At 60.4% G+C, this 15,878-nt stretch carries 16 protein-coding genes; 6 read left to right on the top strand and 10 right to left on the bottom strand.

Annotation, left to right across the window (positions count from 1 at the left end):
* Positions 1-623: 623 nt before the first annotated feature.
* From VJV58_RS13205 to VJV58_RS13195, 3 genes are all read left to right on the top strand, one after another.
* Positions 624-3,026 (top strand): bifunctional diguanylate cyclase/phosphodiesterase, encoded by a 2,403-nt coding sequence (locus VJV58_RS13205; protein WP_324137794.1) that lies wholly within the window; start codon positions 624-626, stop codon positions 3,024-3,026.
* 308 nt (positions 3,027-3,334) lie between these two features.
* Entirely contained in the window at positions 3,335-3,619 is a 285-nt protein-coding gene (locus tag VJV58_RS13200; protein WP_324137793.1) for a hypothetical protein, read from the top strand.
* A 37-nt stretch (positions 3,620-3,656) separates the two neighbouring features.
* Positions 3,657-3,881, top strand: a complete 225-nt coding sequence (locus VJV58_RS13195; protein WP_324137792.1) for a hypothetical protein — start codon at positions 3,657-3,659, stop codon at positions 3,879-3,881.
* A gap of 80 nt (positions 3,882-3,961) precedes the next feature.
* On the opposite strand, the gene VJV58_RS13190 is transcribed toward VJV58_RS13195, so the two are convergent.
* The 10 genes from VJV58_RS13190 to coxB all read right to left on the bottom strand — a co-directional run bounded on the left by VJV58_RS13190 (position 3,962) and on the right by coxB (position 12,173).
* On the bottom strand, positions 3,962-4,252 hold the full coding sequence (locus VJV58_RS13190; RefSeq protein WP_324137799.1) for a SemiSWEET transporter: 291 nt from the start codon (positions 4,250-4,252) through the stop codon (positions 3,962-3,964).
* A 1,162-nt stretch (positions 4,253-5,414) separates the two neighbouring features.
* Positions 5,415-5,561 (bottom strand): hypothetical protein, encoded by a 147-nt coding sequence (locus VJV58_RS13185; protein WP_324137791.1) that lies wholly within the window; start codon positions 5,559-5,561, stop codon positions 5,415-5,417.
* A gap of 70 nt (positions 5,562-5,631) precedes the next feature.
* On the bottom strand, positions 5,632-6,399 hold the full coding sequence (locus VJV58_RS13180) for an SURF1 family protein (protein WP_414641490.1): 768 nt from the start codon (positions 6,397-6,399) through the stop codon (positions 5,632-5,634).
* Complete coding sequence (locus tag VJV58_RS13175) at positions 6,396-6,785, bottom strand: DUF983 domain-containing protein (protein WP_324137797.1); 390 nt, start codon at positions 6,783-6,785, stop codon at positions 6,396-6,398. The genes VJV58_RS13180 and VJV58_RS13175 overlap by 4 nt, the downstream gene beginning before the upstream one ends.
* 73 nt (positions 6,786-6,858) lie before the next feature.
* Positions 6,859-7,716, bottom strand: coding sequence for a cytochrome c oxidase subunit 3 (locus VJV58_RS13170; protein ID WP_324137790.1), 858 nt, complete (start codon positions 7,714-7,716; stop codon positions 6,859-6,861).
* Positions 7,717-7,791: 75 nt separating this feature from the next.
* On the bottom strand, positions 7,792-8,439 hold the full coding sequence (locus VJV58_RS13165; protein ID WP_324137789.1) for a cytochrome c oxidase assembly protein: 648 nt from the start codon (positions 8,437-8,439) through the stop codon (positions 7,792-7,794).
* Between the two features lie 18 nt (positions 8,440-8,457).
* Entirely contained in the window at positions 8,458-8,622 is a 165-nt protein-coding gene (locus VJV58_RS13160; RefSeq protein ID WP_324137788.1) for a CoxF protein, read from the bottom strand.
* Positions 8,623-8,640: 18 nt separating this feature from the next.
* Positions 8,641-9,579 carry a heme o synthase gene (locus tag VJV58_RS13155; protein ID WP_324137787.1) on the bottom strand — a complete coding sequence of 313 codons (939 nt, stop codon included), beginning with the start codon at positions 9,577-9,579 and terminating at the stop codon, positions 8,641-8,643.
* A gap of 53 nt (positions 9,580-9,632) precedes the next feature.
* A complete protein-coding gene (gene ctaD, locus VJV58_RS13150) occupies positions 9,633-11,252 on the bottom strand; it encodes a cytochrome c oxidase subunit I (RefSeq protein WP_324137786.1) in 1,620 nt (539 codons plus the stop codon).
* An 81-nt stretch (positions 11,253-11,333) separates the two neighbouring features.
* The gene (gene coxB / locus VJV58_RS13145; RefSeq protein WP_324137785.1) at positions 11,334-12,173 is read right to left on the bottom strand and encodes a cytochrome c oxidase subunit II; all 840 of its coding nucleotides are present in this window, start codon (positions 12,171-12,173) and stop codon (positions 11,334-11,336) included.
* Between the two features lie 533 nt (positions 12,174-12,706).
* On the opposite strand from coxB, the gene VJV58_RS13140 reads away from it, so the two are divergent.
* From VJV58_RS13140 to lepB, 3 genes are all read left to right on the top strand, one after another.
* Entirely contained in the window at positions 12,707-13,195 is a 489-nt protein-coding gene (locus tag VJV58_RS13140; protein ID WP_324137795.1) for an invasion associated locus B family protein, read from the top strand.
* A gap of 215 nt (positions 13,196-13,410) precedes the next feature.
* Positions 13,411-14,832, top strand: a complete 1,422-nt coding sequence (tldD, locus tag VJV58_RS13135) for a metalloprotease TldD (protein WP_324137784.1) — start codon at positions 13,411-13,413, stop codon at positions 14,830-14,832.
* Positions 14,829-15,599: a signal peptidase I gene (gene lepB / locus VJV58_RS13130; protein WP_324137783.1), complete on the top strand. Its 771-nt coding sequence runs from the start codon at positions 14,829-14,831 to the stop codon at positions 15,597-15,599. The genes tldD and lepB overlap by 4 nt, the downstream gene beginning before the upstream one ends.
* Positions 15,600-15,878: the final 279 nt, after the last annotated feature.

Here is a 15,878-nt window from a genome sequence, read left to right as displayed (position 1 = left end):
TCTGCGATTTCGCTTGTAAGCACACCCACATCTCCGCGATCTCGCTGCGCATTCCCGCGCGAGTTGGCCAATGTGTAGAGCCATCTGAAATTCAGAGGGCGCAGGGAATGCCGGGCGCGCGATGCACCCGCAGTCTCGCGTGCAAAAAATAGAAAGCACACGAGGTAGTCACCACAGGTCCACCGAAATCATCCGGCATTCCCCGCGCAATGGTTTTACGACTTATACCGTGCTCTTCCCGGTGATCGGGCTTTCTTGTCACCGTCGCCAGCGAGATACTTCCCGCCAACTTGACGCCGGCATCGAGGCGTCAGAACCACACGACTTCGCCGTCCGCATTCGTGCTGTTCGTCCACAGCACGTCAACGTCCATTGCATCCCGTTCCAACGTTCGTGACGATCGCGAGCGCCCCTCTGTGTGGGACGAGACGGCGACGCTTATAGTTTTGATTTGGGTGCGCTGCGAACAACATTCTTTTTTCCAGCAGGGCTGGACAGGGCCCAAATCATCGCAGCCGGCACCCAACCCAATCCGCCGGAAAGCAGCGCATTTACCCCATGTTACAGGGTTTGCTCGTATGTTTTCGGCTGGTGCGGGATGTCCGCTTTACAGGCAAGGTAACATGCTAAAGATTTATCAGTGCATTGCCACTGCCCACGATTTGAGACTTGTGGGCCTTGCCGCCGTCGTTTGCATCCTGGCATCGTATACCGCGATAAATCTGCTTCGCCACGCCGCGAAATCCCACGGCCGAATGCGAGTCGTTTGGTTAAGCGTTTCCGCGATCTCGACCGGGTTCGGGATCTGGGCGACGCACTTCATTGCGATGCTCGCGTTCACGCCGGGAATCCCGAGCGGCTACAACATTATGTTAACCATCCTGTCACTGGCCGCGGCCATCCTCCTGACCGACCTAGGACTCGGAGTTTCCCTCATCCGGAACTGGCGTCATGGGCCCTGGCTCGGCGGGGCGATAGTTGCCGGCGGAATCGCCTCGATGCACTACATCGGGATGGCCGCGTTCGAAATAGCGGGCGTCATCCTCTGGGATCCCGTTCTTGTCATTGTCTCGATCGTGCTCGGGGCCGGAATCGGCGCCATTGCACTTCCCGTCGGGCTTCATGGCCGCGGGGAAAAATGGAAGATCAGCGGCGCTGTGCTGTTGACGCTCGCGATCTGCAGCCATCACTTCACGGCAATGGGCGCCGTGTCGATCATTCCCGACCCAACGATGGAGATTTCACAATCAGCGTTGCCGGCAGGCTGGCTTGCAATCGGGGTCGCGATCGCCAGCTTTGCTATTATCGGGTTGGCGCTAGCGGGAGTCGTGATCGATATCCGCGATCATCGCCGTTCTCAGCTTGAGATCGAGCGAATGCGCGATCTTGCCAACGCCTCAGTTGAAGGACTTTTGGTTTGCGACGGAGATGTCATCGTCTCTGTCAATACAAGTTTTTCCGACCTGACCGGCTTCGCCGCAGCCAATCTCGTCGGATCAAAGCTTGCGCGCTGCTTTCCGGACCAGGTTGCCTGCGCAAAGCTACTGTCCCGATCGGAGCTGACGGTTGAAACGCAACTGCGTCATTTCGACGGCTCGCTTAGCCCGGTCGAATTGATACTGCGGCCGATCGAATTTGCAGGACGACCGCACGACGTCGTCGCCGTTCGCGATCTGAAGGCGCGCAAGGATGCCGAGCAGCACATTTACTTTTTGGCACATCATGATGCCTTGACTTCGCTTCCCAACCGAAACCATTTCAATAGTCGGATCGACCAGGAGATTGCCGCCTTGAAAGCGGGGAAGAGCCTTGCGGTGCTCTGTCTCGACCTCGACCGCTTCAAGGAAGTCAACGACCTGTTCGGGCATGCGGCCGGAGACAAGGTGCTGCAGAAAGTCGCGTCGCGAGTCAGCGCCGTGCTCGGAGAACGGCAGATAATGGCGCGCCTCGGCGGTGACGAGTTTGCCGTCCTGATGCCGCACGCCGCAAATCCCGCTTCTGCAAGCCGGCTTGCCGAGGCCATCCTCGAAGCTTTGCGCGCGCCCGACGGTGCGTCAGAGACTGACATTGCCACCAGCATTGGCATTGCGCTTTATCCTGACGACGCAACCGATCGCGAATCCCTTCTTAGCCATGCCGACACCGCCCTCTATCGTGCAAAGACCGAAGGTCGCAATACCTATCGATTTTTCGAAGCAAAAATGGGTGCCGAGGTTCGCGAACGCCGAATGCTTGAGCACGATTTGCGTCACGCCACCACGCGCGACGAGTTGCGACTGGTGTACCAACCTCAAAAAGATTTAAGCAGCAACAGGATAATCGGCTTCGAAGCCTTGTTGCGCTGGAAGCATCCGTCACGGGGAGAGATTTCGCCAGCAGACTTCATCCCGATTGCGGAAGAGACTGGAGCCATTCTGCAAATCGGAAGCTGGGTGTTGAAGACAGCATGCCGCGAGGCGGTTACCTGGACACAGCCGCTAACGATCGCTGTGAATGTTTCGAACGTGCAGCTCTACGACCCCAATTTCGTCCGCGAACTGCATCAAATTCTCCTCGAGACCGGGCTTCCCCCTCGACGTCTGGAGATTGAGATCACAGAAACAGCTCTGGTGCGCGATTTCACCCGGGCGTTGGCAATGCTGCGGCAGATCAAGGCAATCGGCGTCCGAATTGCGATGGACGATTTCGGCACTGGCTATTCGTCGCTCTCGAACTTGCGCGCATTTCCGTTCGACAAGATAAAAATCGACGGATCCTTTATCAGATCGGTCAACTCCAATAGCCAGGCCGCAACGATCGTGCGTGCCGTACTGGGGCTTGGACGCGGGCTCGGCCTTCCGGTGCTCGCTGAAGGCGTGGAAACCGACGCTGAGCTGCGGTTTCTTCAGCACGAAGCCTGTGATGAAGTTCAAGGCTATCTGCTGGGGCGTCCTGGCGCGATCAGTGGTTTCCGCGATCTCACTCACGGGGAAACTACATCTGATGCGATCGATGAGACCAGTGACGCGCCAGCAAAAATCGCCTGAAGACATCCAGCGTCTTTCAGCAAAGCTACCGCGGAATTTTCGCTTGCTGACGAGGCGATCGCGTACTTTTCTTCAGCCGATTTGCGGCGCGCGCAACTCCTGCACCTGGTCTGACCGGGGAACCGGCGGCGCCGAATAATTCCAACTGCTATTCAACAGTTCCGTCGTTCGCACCGCGTCGCGCACGCACAACCTATGCCCTTCACGAGCATTTGCGTCGAAGGAACAACGCATGCCTGGCGCTTCCGGCGGCGCCGGAACGTTATCGCCAATGGCGGCATTCCTCTTCCGAAGCAAAGGAGGCGCCGATGCAACGCAAGAAACCGATGCAAGGCAAGAAAACGCACGAGCAGCAGGTTCGAATTCTGGAACGAAAATCTGATGTTCCGGACGCGCGCCAGACCGATGCATCCATGAACCGGACCGGGCGCGACGACCGCGCTCACATTCCCAAACAGAATGTCCGGCAGAGCGACTTTCCCGTCAGCCGGGGCGGTCTGCACCAGGAAAGCGATCACAACAAGCATAATGATCCCGGGCAGGCGCACCACAAGCCGCAGCAACCTGGTCCGGCTGAAGAGAAGCAACGATAAGGTCGGGACGAGAGATAGCGACGTAATGGAGAAAACAATGTCAAAGGGTGGCAAAAAGCATTTTGGACCCGGCACTCAGGGCAAGGGCGACGGGACGGGAGGCCTTACGGATCTTCCAAAAGACAAGATCGGCGAAAACATGGTCCTTTCCAATCGCGATAAATCCCAGCACACCGATCAGCGCGGGATGGACAGCAAGCGTATTCAATCAGAGCAGTTGCAGGATCATGCAGCCAATCGGTTCGATGACGACACGGAATGAACGGAATAAAAAGTTCGCTCCTGGCGCCCTCTCGAGCGAAGTGGATGCCGGTTTGCTTGAAAACACGTCAGAAGAATAATCTAACGCATGTTTGACGGCGGAGATGAGCGCGTGAGGCTTCCGCTCCGCTCTTTCAACTTGAAATACAGAATGCCGAGCAACAGCATGAGGCTCGCTGAATTCGCGAGGATGATTACTACATCGCCCTGCAGAAATCCGTAGACAATCCAGGTCGCCACTCCCAAGCCCAGGATCAGAAACATCTTGAGTGAGAGATCACCGGCGGAGTTGGTTTCCCAGCATTTCTTCAGCTGCGGAAAATATGAGATTGTGGTGCAGAAGGCAGCGAACAGACCGATAGCGGTATTCATCGCCAAGCAATGAAATCCACTGATGTTGGTTCCCGTTGCGAACCACGGCAACCCGGTGCGATATATTGTGGATCGCGCGGAACCGAAATCGACCTAACGGAGCCCCAATACATTGTACCACAAATCGGAGTCGCCGGCGCGCGCCGCTACCCTGCGCGAGCCGGAAGCCGCCGCCGAGCGCTGCTCGCTGGCATCACGACGTTCAACTGTTCTCGACACGCTCTGAGATTTCGTTCGCGCCAATCGCTTCTGCTTCGCTGACATTCCAGACGCGGCTTCAGGGTCAGGCTTGAAACCTGCGGCCGTGCTCTCACCGCTAGCCGCCCTACCCTGCGGCGGCGGGCGCGCATCGTTATCCCTAGGCAACGCCGCTCGGCCATCTCCGGGTTTTCGCGCTGTGCCGTGATGCTCCGTGTCGGTCCGATTGCGCGACCTTGTCTCATCGGTCGCAACGGAATCAGAGGGTGGCTGATTCGCTGGATGATCGGGGGGCTGAGCTGCGACATTCTTCCCGCGATCTTTGGCCGTATCCGCATTGCCCTCACTGGACTTCGTTGAGGGCGCGACCGGATCGACTGCCGTGTCCGGAGCGGCTGTGGCAATCTCCGAGGAAGCCGATTCGCGGCGATGACGGTCAATCATTTCCTGACATTGCATCGAAAAAACCAGATCACCACTGGCCGTCAGACCGATCGGCGCACAGCCCCTTGGCACGTTGTCCGTCGTTCGAAGCTTTGAGTCACCTCGACGGGCGCTGGGCTGTTCGGCAGGTTTTGGCTCGTGATCGACGTTGTTTGAACGTTCGCCCCCGTCAGCGCTTGCGGAATTTCCGCCGCTGGCCTGATGGCCGATTGCGGTCCCGCTCATCCTGAGTGGCGCGGACTTATCGGGAGCATTGCTGTTATGGGCAGCCGTTTTCTCGGTTGGAAAGGCCTCGGGCGCGGATAGCCATTGCAAGCCAGCATATGCGCCGCCCAACAACAGAAAAACAGCGACAAGGTATCCGAACAGAGCAGGCATGACACTCCCATCGAGAATGAAGCAAGCCGTAGGTACAAATCCTGGGTTAGAAACCTTGCGTTACATGACTTCTCCCCGCGCTGTTGCCTCAGGCGATTTCATCATCGGCCGCACGCATTCTCAAGGGCAGCAACTGTCTTGATCACTCAATTCTGGCCTTGTCCTTGAGGTCCCGTATTCGCAGTTCGGCTTCCTCGCTCGTCGTTACGATTTCGGACATGTCTGGAACGCGCGCTTCCTTGCTCAATCTCTTCAATTCAGCTTTTTGCGCTTCGGTGATTTCGGCCATGTTCCGGCCTCCGCTCGGCTACGCACAACGACTGCAAAACGATCATTTTGCTTTCGTGTTCCCTAGCCCTTTATTTTGATGCGGATCCCGTGAGCCGGCGGCCCCGCAGCCAGAGTGCGAACGCAATCGCGACCGCGGCGGCCAAGGCGAACCAGGTAATCGCGTACTGAAGATGATCGTCCTTGAGATGGACATCGAGCGGGCCAGGCTTGGGGATGCCATTTGCCGGCACCGGCGTCTCCAGATCGATATAGAACGGCGCGACGCTGCCCCAGCCGAGAACCCGCGCCATCTCGCGATGATCGCGCGTGAACCACAGCCGCTTGACGACATTTGGCGCCGGCGTCAGCAGGGCCGCCGTTTCAGGAAAACGGATATAGCCGGTCAGCGCCACTGCTTGGCCCGAGATGAGCGGTGCCACGGCGCGGTCTTCCTGGGCGCGATCCTGCATCGTATTCTGTACGAAGCCGGTATTAATGACGACCGTCTGCCCGGTCGGCAGCCTCGCAGGTAGAAGGGCCCAGGTGCCGGGGCCGGAAACATCCTCGCGCAGCGCCGAGCCGGAACTGTAGACCATCGCATCCGGTCCGGGCTGATACGTCGCGGTGAAACGGACGCGGCGGAATTCGTCACGCGCCGGTGTCAGCAGGCTCCATCCGGACGCGAGCGGCAGCGGTTGGGGCGTCGCCGCAAGTCGCTCATTGAGCGCCGCGATCAAGGCATGCTTCTCGGTCCGGCGCTGCAGTTGCCACAGGCCGAGGCCGACAAACACCGCAATCATGGCGAGCGTAAAGATCGCAAAGCCGGCGCGGGGCCGAACCGAGGCCTGCGCGATCATTTTGGCTCGCGATCGATCAGCCGGCCCGGCGCGGCTTTGTGATGGAATTGCAGTGCGATCAAAAGCGACTTCATCGCCCGCAACGGCAGCAGCGTGGTCGCAAGAATGAGCGGCAGCCACAACGCGGCGTGCAGCCAAAACGGCGGCTGGTATTTAACTTCCACGACCAAGGCGCAGCCGACAACGATGGCGCCCGCCAGCATGATGATGAAAATCGCCGGCCCATCGCCCGTGTCGATGAACGCAAAGTCGAGTCCGCAGGACTCACAGTTGGCACGCAGGTCGAGAAAGCCGGCGTAAAGTTTCCCCTTGCCGCAATGCGGGCATTTGCAGGCCAACCCGCGCAATGCCGTTTCGGTGATTGTGGGGAGTGTCTGGCCCTGCATGTGTTCGAAATGTTCCCGCCAAGCAAAAGGGGCGACCCCCACGGCCGCCCCCTTGTAGCACAACCCATCAGGGTCAATGCGCGCCGTGCGCCATGGTTTCCGCCCCGTGGCCCCATACGTAGATGCATATAAACAGGAACAGCCACACCACGTCGACGAAATGCCAGTACCAGGCGGCGAATTCGAAGCCGAGATGCTGGGTCGGACTGAAATGCCCGGCATAGGCGCGGATAAGGCACACGATCAGGAAGATCGTGCCGACCAGTACGTGGAAACCGTGGAACCCGGTCGCCATGAAAAATGTCGCGCCGTAGATATTGCCGGCAAAGGAAAACGCGGCATGGGCGTACTCGTAGGCTTGCACGCAGGTGAAGCTCGCGCCCAGCAGGATCGTCAGGATCAGGCCATATTTCAGTCCCTGACGATCGTTTTCCAACAACGCGTGGTGCGCCCAGGTGACCGTGGTGCCCGAGGTCAATAGCAACAATGTGTTCAGCAGCGGCAGATGCCAGGGATCGAAGGTCTCGATGCCCTTCGGCGGCCAGACACCGCCGAACAGCGCCTCGCGGGTGGCGTGAACCGGATCGGCCGGGAACAGCGCCGAATTAAAAAACGCCCAGAACCAGGCGACAAAGAACATCACTTCCGAGGCGATGAATAGGATCATGCCGTAGCGGTGGCTGATCTGCACCACGCGAGTGTGATCGCCCTTGAACTGGGCCTCGCGGATCACATCGGTCCACCAGCTCGCCATTGTGTAGAGCACGCCGATCGTGCCGATCCCGAAAATAACTGGCGCCCCTGAAAACAGATGATGCATCCAGGTGATCGCACCGACCGCCATGATGAAGGCCGAAACGGAGCCGACGATCGGCCACGGGCTCGGATCGACGAGGTGATAGTCGTGATGCTTGACTTGCGCCGTAGCCATTTCGGTCTCTCTCCGTTGCCGTGCCTGTCCGGCACGTATTCGTCTCAAAATCAGTGTCACTCCCGACCGCAGTGGTCAGAGGGCTCCTTTGCCCTTGTCCGGTTCGCTCGCAGCCAGCGGCTTCGGCGCCGGTTCGCGCACGGGGTAGAAGGTGTATGAGAGCGTGATCGCGCTTAGCCCGTCATTGTCGCTATCCCGAACGATCGAGGGATCGACGTAGAACACGACCGGCATCTCGCGCTTCTCGCCTGGCGCCATGGTTTGTTCGGTGAAACAGAAGCAATTGATCTTCTGGAAATAGGCGCCCACCGTCAGCGGCGCGACATTGTACGCCGCCTGTCCAGTGGTGGTTCGCGCGGATTGATTGGTGACGGTGTAAAAAGCCGTGACAACCTGGCCGATGCTGAGCTCGATCTCGGTCTGCTCGGGTTCGAATTTCCATGGCAGCCCGGGCGCGACGTTGGAGTCGAAGCGCACTTTGATCTTGCGCGAAAGCGGCGCCGCGGATGGAGCGGAGGTCGCGACCTGCGTGGTGCCATTGAAGCCGGTGGCGCGGCAGAACCAGTTATAGAACGGCACCGCCGCATAGGAGGCGCCGACCATCAATACCACGACAAGGCCGCAGATCGCAGCCACCACCGCATCGCGGCCCAGCCGAGGCTTGCGAAGCGTCGTGTTTTGGCTTCGGGGCGGCGGTTCCGACATCGTGGGTTCGGTGTCCATCTTGATCACATCGTACCGTCACATGGGCCGAACAAGCACGGCCGGCCCTTTGACCAGGGTGACTGCGAAGAACAATACGACCAGCACGCCAAGCGCGAGCGCGATCGCGATCGAGCGCTGCCGGCGGCTTCTCTTCTGCGCCTCGGTGAGGACGATTCCGTCTGGCTTGTTCTTATCGGCCATTGCGTTGCCATGTGCTCCCTACCAGATCGATGGCGCGAGGGCGCGGACGACAACCTCGACCAGCAAGGTCGCGAACAGTGCGAAAAGGTAAAAGATCGAGAACGCGAACAGCTTCCGGGTCGCGCGCAGCGCCTGGCTCCGCTCGCGGCGACGATAAACCTCGATCGCGAGCGCCAGCATGACACTGCCCAGAACGAGCGAGGTTACGCCGTAGATGGCGTCGAAATACCCCAGCGGCCAGGGCGCAAAGGCGATCGCGACCAACGCAATCGTGTAGAGCAGGATCTGCAGCCGCGTCGCGTCGGCACCGGCGACGACCGGCAACATCGGCACCCCGGCGCGGGCATAATCGTCGCTGCGGAACAGCGCCAACGCCCAGAAATGCGGCGGGGTCCAGAAGAAGATAATCAAGAACAGCAGTATCGGCTCGACCGACAGCGATCCGGTCGCCGCCGTCCACGCCACCACGGGTGGCAACGCGCCCGCGGCGCCGCCGATCACGATGTTCTGCGCGGTCCAGCGCTTCAGCGCGATCGTGTAGATCACGACATAAAAGAAGATCGTGAACGCCAGCAGCGCTCCGGCGAACCAGTTGACGAGGATGCCGAGCGTCATCACCGCAAAAAACGCCAGCGTCATTCCAAACGCCAGCGCTTCAGGCCGGGTGATGCGCCCGCGCGGGATCGGCCGGTTGGCCGTGCGCGACATTAACGCGTCGATGTCGCTCTCATACCACATGTTGAGCGCGCCCGATGCACCGGCGCCGACCGCGATGCAAAGGATGGACGTGAACGCCAGCACCGGATGAAAGTGACCCGGCGCCATGACAAGACCGACCAGTGCCGTGAACACCACCAGCGACATCACCCGCGGCTTCAGCAGCGCGATGTAATCGGCGACATCGGCCTCCGAAATGCGGGGCGAAAAATCGATGGCGTTGTGATCGACAACCGACAAAATGGGTCTCGCTTCCTAACACCGCGGCGCAAACGGCGCGCCGCGCATTGGCATCATTGCACCCGCGGCAGCACTTCGAATTGATGGAACGGCGGCGGCGACGGCAGCGTCCATTCCAGCGTGGTGGCGCCAGCTCCCCACGGATTGTCGGCGGCCTGTTGCTTGCGGACAAACGCGTCGACAAGGCCCCAGATGAAGATCAACACACCGAAGCCTGAAATGTAGGAGCCGATCGAGGAGATCAGGTTCCAGCCGGCGAACGCGTCTGGATAGTCGACGTAGCGGCGCGGCATGCCGGAGAGGCCGAGGAAATGCTGCGGGAAGAACACCAGGTTGACGCCGACGAAGGTGAACCAGAAGTGCAGCTTGCCGATGGTCTCGTTGTACATGTAGCCCGACATCTTCGGGAACCAATAGTACCAGCCGGCAAAGATCGCGAACACCGCGCCGAGCGACAGCACATAATGGAAGTGCGCGACAACGTAGTAGGTGTCCTGCAGCACGCGGTCGACGCCCGCGTTGGCGAGCACGACGCCGGTAACGCCGCCAACCGTGAACAGGAAGATGAACCCGATCGCCCACAGCATCGGCGTCTTGAATTCGATCGAGCCGCCCCACATCGTGGCGATCCAGGAGAAGATCTTCACGCCGGTCGGCACCGCGATCACCATGGTGGCGGCGACGAAATAGGCCTGTGTCGCCGAGGACATTCCTACCGTGTACATGTGGTGCGCCCAGACCACGAACCCGATGCCGCCGATCGCCACCATGGCGTAGGCCATGCCGAGATAGCCGAACACCGGTTTGCGCGAAAAGGTCGAGACGATCTGGCTGACCATGCCGAAGCCGGGCAGGATCAGGATGTAAACTTCCGGATGACCGAAAAACCAGAACAGGTGCTGGAACAGCACGGGATCGCCGCCGCCTTCGGCCGCGAAAAACGTGGTGCCGAAATTTCGGTCGGTCAGCAGCATGGTGATGGCGCCCGCCAGCACCGGCAGCGCCAGCAGCAGCAGGAAAACCGTCACCAGGATCGACCACACGAACAGCGGCATCTTGTGCAGCGTCATGCCGGGCGCGCGCATGTTGAAGATCGTGGTGATGAAATTGATCGCGCCGAGGATCGACGATGCACCTGCCAGATGCAGCGACAGGATGGCGAAATCGACGGCCGGGCCAGGATGCCCGGAGGTCGATAGCGGCGCGTACAGCGTCCAGCCCGCGCCGACGCCGCTTGCGCCCGGCTCGCCTTCCATGAAGGACGAGATCACCAGCAGCGCGAATGAAGCCGGCAGGAGCCAGAACGAAACATTGTTCATCCGCGGGAACGCCATGTCCGGCGCGCCGATCATCAGCGGCACGAACCAGTTGCCGAAGCCGCCGATCATTGCCGGCATCACCATGAAGAAGATCATGATCAGGCCGTGCGAGGTCACGAACACGTTGTAGGTATGGGTCTCGTGAAAAATCTGTACGCCGGGATACATCAGCTCGGCGCGGATCGCGATCGATATCGCTGCTCCGATCACACCGGCGATCAGCGCGAATACCAGGTACATCGTTCCGATGTCCTTGTGATTCGTCGAATAGACGAAACGCCGCCATCCGGTCGGATGATCGTGAGCGTGATCGTCATGGGCGTGATCGGTATGAGCCGCTGTCGCTGTTGCCATTTTCAAATCCTGCCTTGCAGTACTTTCGGACCTTGCGGTCCTCTCGCCCTTGTCTCGTTGCGCGCGCCGTAAGCCTCTCGGCTACTGCGCCGCGATATCAGCCGAAGCGAACGAATTGGTCGGATTGGCGGCATATTTTTTCTTTGCCGCTTCAACCCACGCCGCGAATTCCTGATCGTTCACCACTCGCACCGCGATCGGCATGAAGGCGTGATCCTTGCCGCACAATTCCGAGCACTGGCCGTAGAACATGCCGACCTTGGTGGCCTTGAACCAAGTCTCATTGAGACGACCAGGTATGGCATCGATCTTGATGCCGAAAGCCGGAACCGCAAACGAGTGAATGACATCCGCGCCGGTGGTCTGGACCCGGACAACCTTGTTCACCGGGACCACCATTTCATTGTCGACACCGAGCAGCCGCGGCTGCTTGTCCTGGGCCAGCAGCGAGTCGAACTCGAACTTGCCGTTATCGGGATAAGCGTAGCTCCAGTACCATTGTTTCCCGGTCGCCTTGATCGTCAGATCGGCTTTCGGAATATCCAGTTCCTCAAACAGCAGCCGGAACGATGGCACCGCGATCCCGACCAGTATCAGCACCGGGATCAACGTCCACGCCACTTCGATCAGCGTATTGTGGGTGGTGCGCGAAGGTACCGGGTGGGCCCGCGCGTTGAATTTAATGACCACTGTCACCAGCAGCGCCAGAACGAATAGCGTGATGATGGTGATGATCCAGAGCAGCATGTCGTGGAACCAGGTGATGCTCTCCATCACCGGCGTTGCCGCGCCTTGCAGCTTGTACTCCCACGGAGCCGGCTGCCCCAGTTCGGCAAAGGCCGCTCCGCAGGTGATCAGCGCAATGCCGGCCACCGCCACTCCCAGCAATCGCCGGCCCATCTGGCCCTTCGACATCTTCATGCCGCTTGCGCTCCCTTGAAAGAACCTCAAAGCACTCTGCCGGATAGCGAGAAATGCTGCATGATCCGCCACCTGACAAACCGCCTTCGAAAGGTACATTGAAGTACCAGGGGCAATCGCTAGAACGGGTCGAATCCAGCCTCTCAAACCATAATTCTTGCCCTGTCGCAATGCAGTAGTAGGCCACGCGGATCAGCTTCGCGAGCAATCCGTCAAAGCCGCATTTTCCCGTGAAATCAGGCGATACCGCCACTTTCGCTTAGACAGGGCGCTTGACAGAGCAATTGCCGGATGTAGGCACAGGCAAAGTGGTTCATTGCTGCCCTGATTCGTTACCTTGCGAGATCGGCATTTGCGGTGCATGGGTTTTCCGAGGCTGTGCGCACGGCGCGATTATCGCGGTATCGCGCTCAGTTCGGACCCGCATTAAACCAATTACCAAGGACAACCGGATGAGGCCTTCGAAACAAGGGGCGATGGGCGGCGCTAGCCGCGGCGATCCCGCTGCAGGCTTGTACCGCGTGTGCGCAAGCATGGCCGCCATAGTTATTGCGGGCGCGCTCTTTCTCTCGATGACCGGCACCAGTCATGCGCAAGGAGCAGTGCGCTCGGTTCACGGCGACTGGCAGATCCGCTGCGACACCCCGCCCGGCGCGCAAGCCGAACAATGCGCCCTGATCCAGAGCGTGGTGGCGGAAGACCGCTCCAACGCCGGACTCACGGTGATCGTGCTGAAAACCGCCGATCAAAAGAGCAAGCTGATGCGGGTGGTGGCGCCGCTAGGTGTGTTGCTGCCTTCCGGCCTTGGCCTGAAGCTCGACAATGTCGACGTCGGCCGCGCCGGGTTCGTGCGCTGCCTGCCCAATGGCTGCGTTGCCGAAGTTGTGATGGATGACAAGTTGCTCGGCCAGCTCCGCAGCGCCAAGACTGCGACTTTCATCATTTTCGAGACCCCCGAAGAGGGCATCGGCTTCCCGCTGAGCCTCAACGGCCTCGGCGAAGGGTTCGACAAGCTCCCGTGAGGCATTCTGCCTCGCTGACCACCCTCCCCATCGGCGGCAATCGTGCCTATGTTCAACTCATCGTCGTCCCGGCCAAGCGAAGCGCCGAGCCGGGACCCATAACCACGGGTCACCGTGTTGTAAGATGAGCTCTCGGCGAGTCTCTGCTTACATTACGAGAGCTGTGGTTATGGGTCCCCGCTTTCGCGGGGACGACAAGCTAGTCTGGAGCCTGCATGAACCCCACCACCTCGCTGCTCGACCGCGCCAATCTCGACAGGGATTCCGTGCGCCATCAAATCGCCCGCGGGCTTGCCGGCGCCGATGACGGCGAGTTGTTTCTGGAATACAGCCAGACCGAAGCGCTGATGTTCGACAATGGGCGGCTGAAGCAGGCCACTTACGACACCTCGCAGGGCTTCGGGCTGCGCGCCGTAAAGGACGACGCCGTCGGCTATGCGCATTCTTCCGATGTTTCGCTGCCGGCGCTGATCCGCGCGGCAGACGCGGTCGCAGCGGTGCGCGGCGGCTATAGCGGCAATCTCGCGGCTGCGCCCGCGCACACCAATGTGCGGCTCTATGGCGACGAGAATCCGCTGGATGCGCCGGGCTTCGAGAGCAAGGTCAAATTGCTTGCGGAAATCGACGCCTACGTCCGCGACCGGGAACCGCGCGTGCGGCAGGTCACGGTGAGCCTCGGAGCCACCTGGCAAGTCGTTGAGATCCTGCGTCCGGACGGCGAAAGCTATCGAGACATTCGCCCGTTGGTGCGGGTCAATATTTCAGTGGTCGCGGGACAAGGCGATCGGCAGGAAAGCGGCAGCAAGGGCTATGGCGGCCGCGAGGGCTACGCGCGTTTCATCGATACCAAGGCCTGGCGCGAGGCCGCCGATGGCGCCATCCGCGAAGCGCTGGTCAACCTTGAATCGATCCCCGCGCCAGCCGGCGAAATGGATGTCGTGCTCGGGGCCGGTTGGCCAGGCGTGATGCTGCACGAAGCCGTCGGCCATGGACTCGAGGGCGATTTTAACCGCAAGCAGACTTCGGCTTTCGCAGGCTTGATGGGCCAGCAGGTGGCGGCCAAGGGCGTCACGGTAGTCGATGACGGAACGCTCGCCTCCCGGCGCGGATCGCTGTCGATCGACGATGAGGGCACGCCTACCAATCGCACCGTGCTGATCGAGGACGGCATTCTCGTCGGCTACATGCAGGACCGCCAGAACGCCCGGCTGATGAACATGAAGCCGACCGGCAACGGCCGCCGTCAGGGTTACTCGCACGTCCCGATGCCTCGCATGACCAACACCTACATGCTGGCCGGTCAGCGCGACCCGGCCGAAATCCTCGCCTCGGTCAAAAACGGCATCTATGCGGCCAATTTCGGCGGCGGTCAGGTCGATATCACCTCGGGCAAATACGTGTTCCAGTGCACCGAGGCTTACAAAATCGAAAACGGCAAGGTGGGCGCGCCACTCAAGGGCGCGATGCTGATAGGCAATGGACCGACGGACCTCCATCGGATCACCATGATCGGCAACGATCTTGCACTCGATACCGGGATCGGCACCTGCGGCAAGAATGGCCAGGGCGTACCGGTCGGTGTCGGCCAGCCGACACTCCGGATGGAGCGGATAACGGTCGGAGGTACGGGCGCATGAGCATCAACCATGAAGCGCTGAGGCCCAAGGCGTCGGGATGGCGCGCCCAGTTGGTCCAACTCGCCGGCATCGTGCTGGTGGTCTTCCTCGGCAAGGGCGCGCTCGCCGAGCCGTTCTATGTGCCGTCCGGGTCAATGGAGCCGACGCTTCAAATCGGCGACGCGCTGCTCGCGACGAAATTCGCCTACGGCTACAGCACGGCCTCGCTGCCGATCCAGATCAATCTGCCTGAGACCGGTCGGGTGTTCGCCGAGACTCCGAAGCGTGGCGACGTGGTGGTATTCCGCTGGCCGGGCGACCGGTCGCAGGCCTGGGTCAAACGCGTCGTCGGCTTGCCCGGCGATCGCGTTCAGATGCGGCAGGGACAACTCTTCATCAACGGCCGCGCGGCTGAACTGAAGCCGGATGGCATCGGCCAGGCCGAAGACGACAATGGCGCCAGAGAGTCCGCCTATCGCTTCATCGAGACGCTGCCGGGTGGCGTCAGTCACGAGATATTCAAGCTGCGCGACAATGGCCGCCTGGACAACACGCCCGAAGTCGTGGTGCCGCCGGGACGGCTGTTCGTGATGGGCGACAATCGCGACAACTCCGCCGATAGCCGCGTTCCGGTGCGCGATGGCGGGGTCGGCTTGTTGCCGATGAACGATCTGGTCGGCCGCGCCGATGCGGTGGTGGCGTCGTGGGATCTCGGCATTCGTCATCAGCCGGTCTCCACGTGGCTGTCGGGCTTCCGGCTCTCAAGATTTTTCACGTCGGTGCATTGAAGCGGCGTTGAGTCGGTGCGGTGGGAAGCCCCCCACCCGTCACATCGTTCGCTGCGCTCACGATGTGCCCGCCCTCAGAGCGAGCTTCGCTCGCGAACTTCGGCGGTCTCTTCATCCCTCCCCTTCTTTATGGGAGGGTGGCGCGAAGCGCCGGGTGGGGTTAGCAGCGATTTGACTGCGCCGCTCGACCGACAACAGTAAGCCCCCCACCCGTCACATCGTTCGCTCCGCTCACGATGTGCCACCCTCCCCACGAAGTGGGAGGGATAAGAAAGAGCG

The organism is Bradyrhizobium sp. (genome assembly GCF_035273305.1).
Lineage (GTDB): Bacteria > Pseudomonadota > Alphaproteobacteria > Rhizobiales > Xanthobacteraceae > Bradyrhizobium.
The sequence above is the reverse complement of the archived record's forward strand: the minus strand, read 5'-3'. Positions and strand labels throughout refer to the sequence as shown.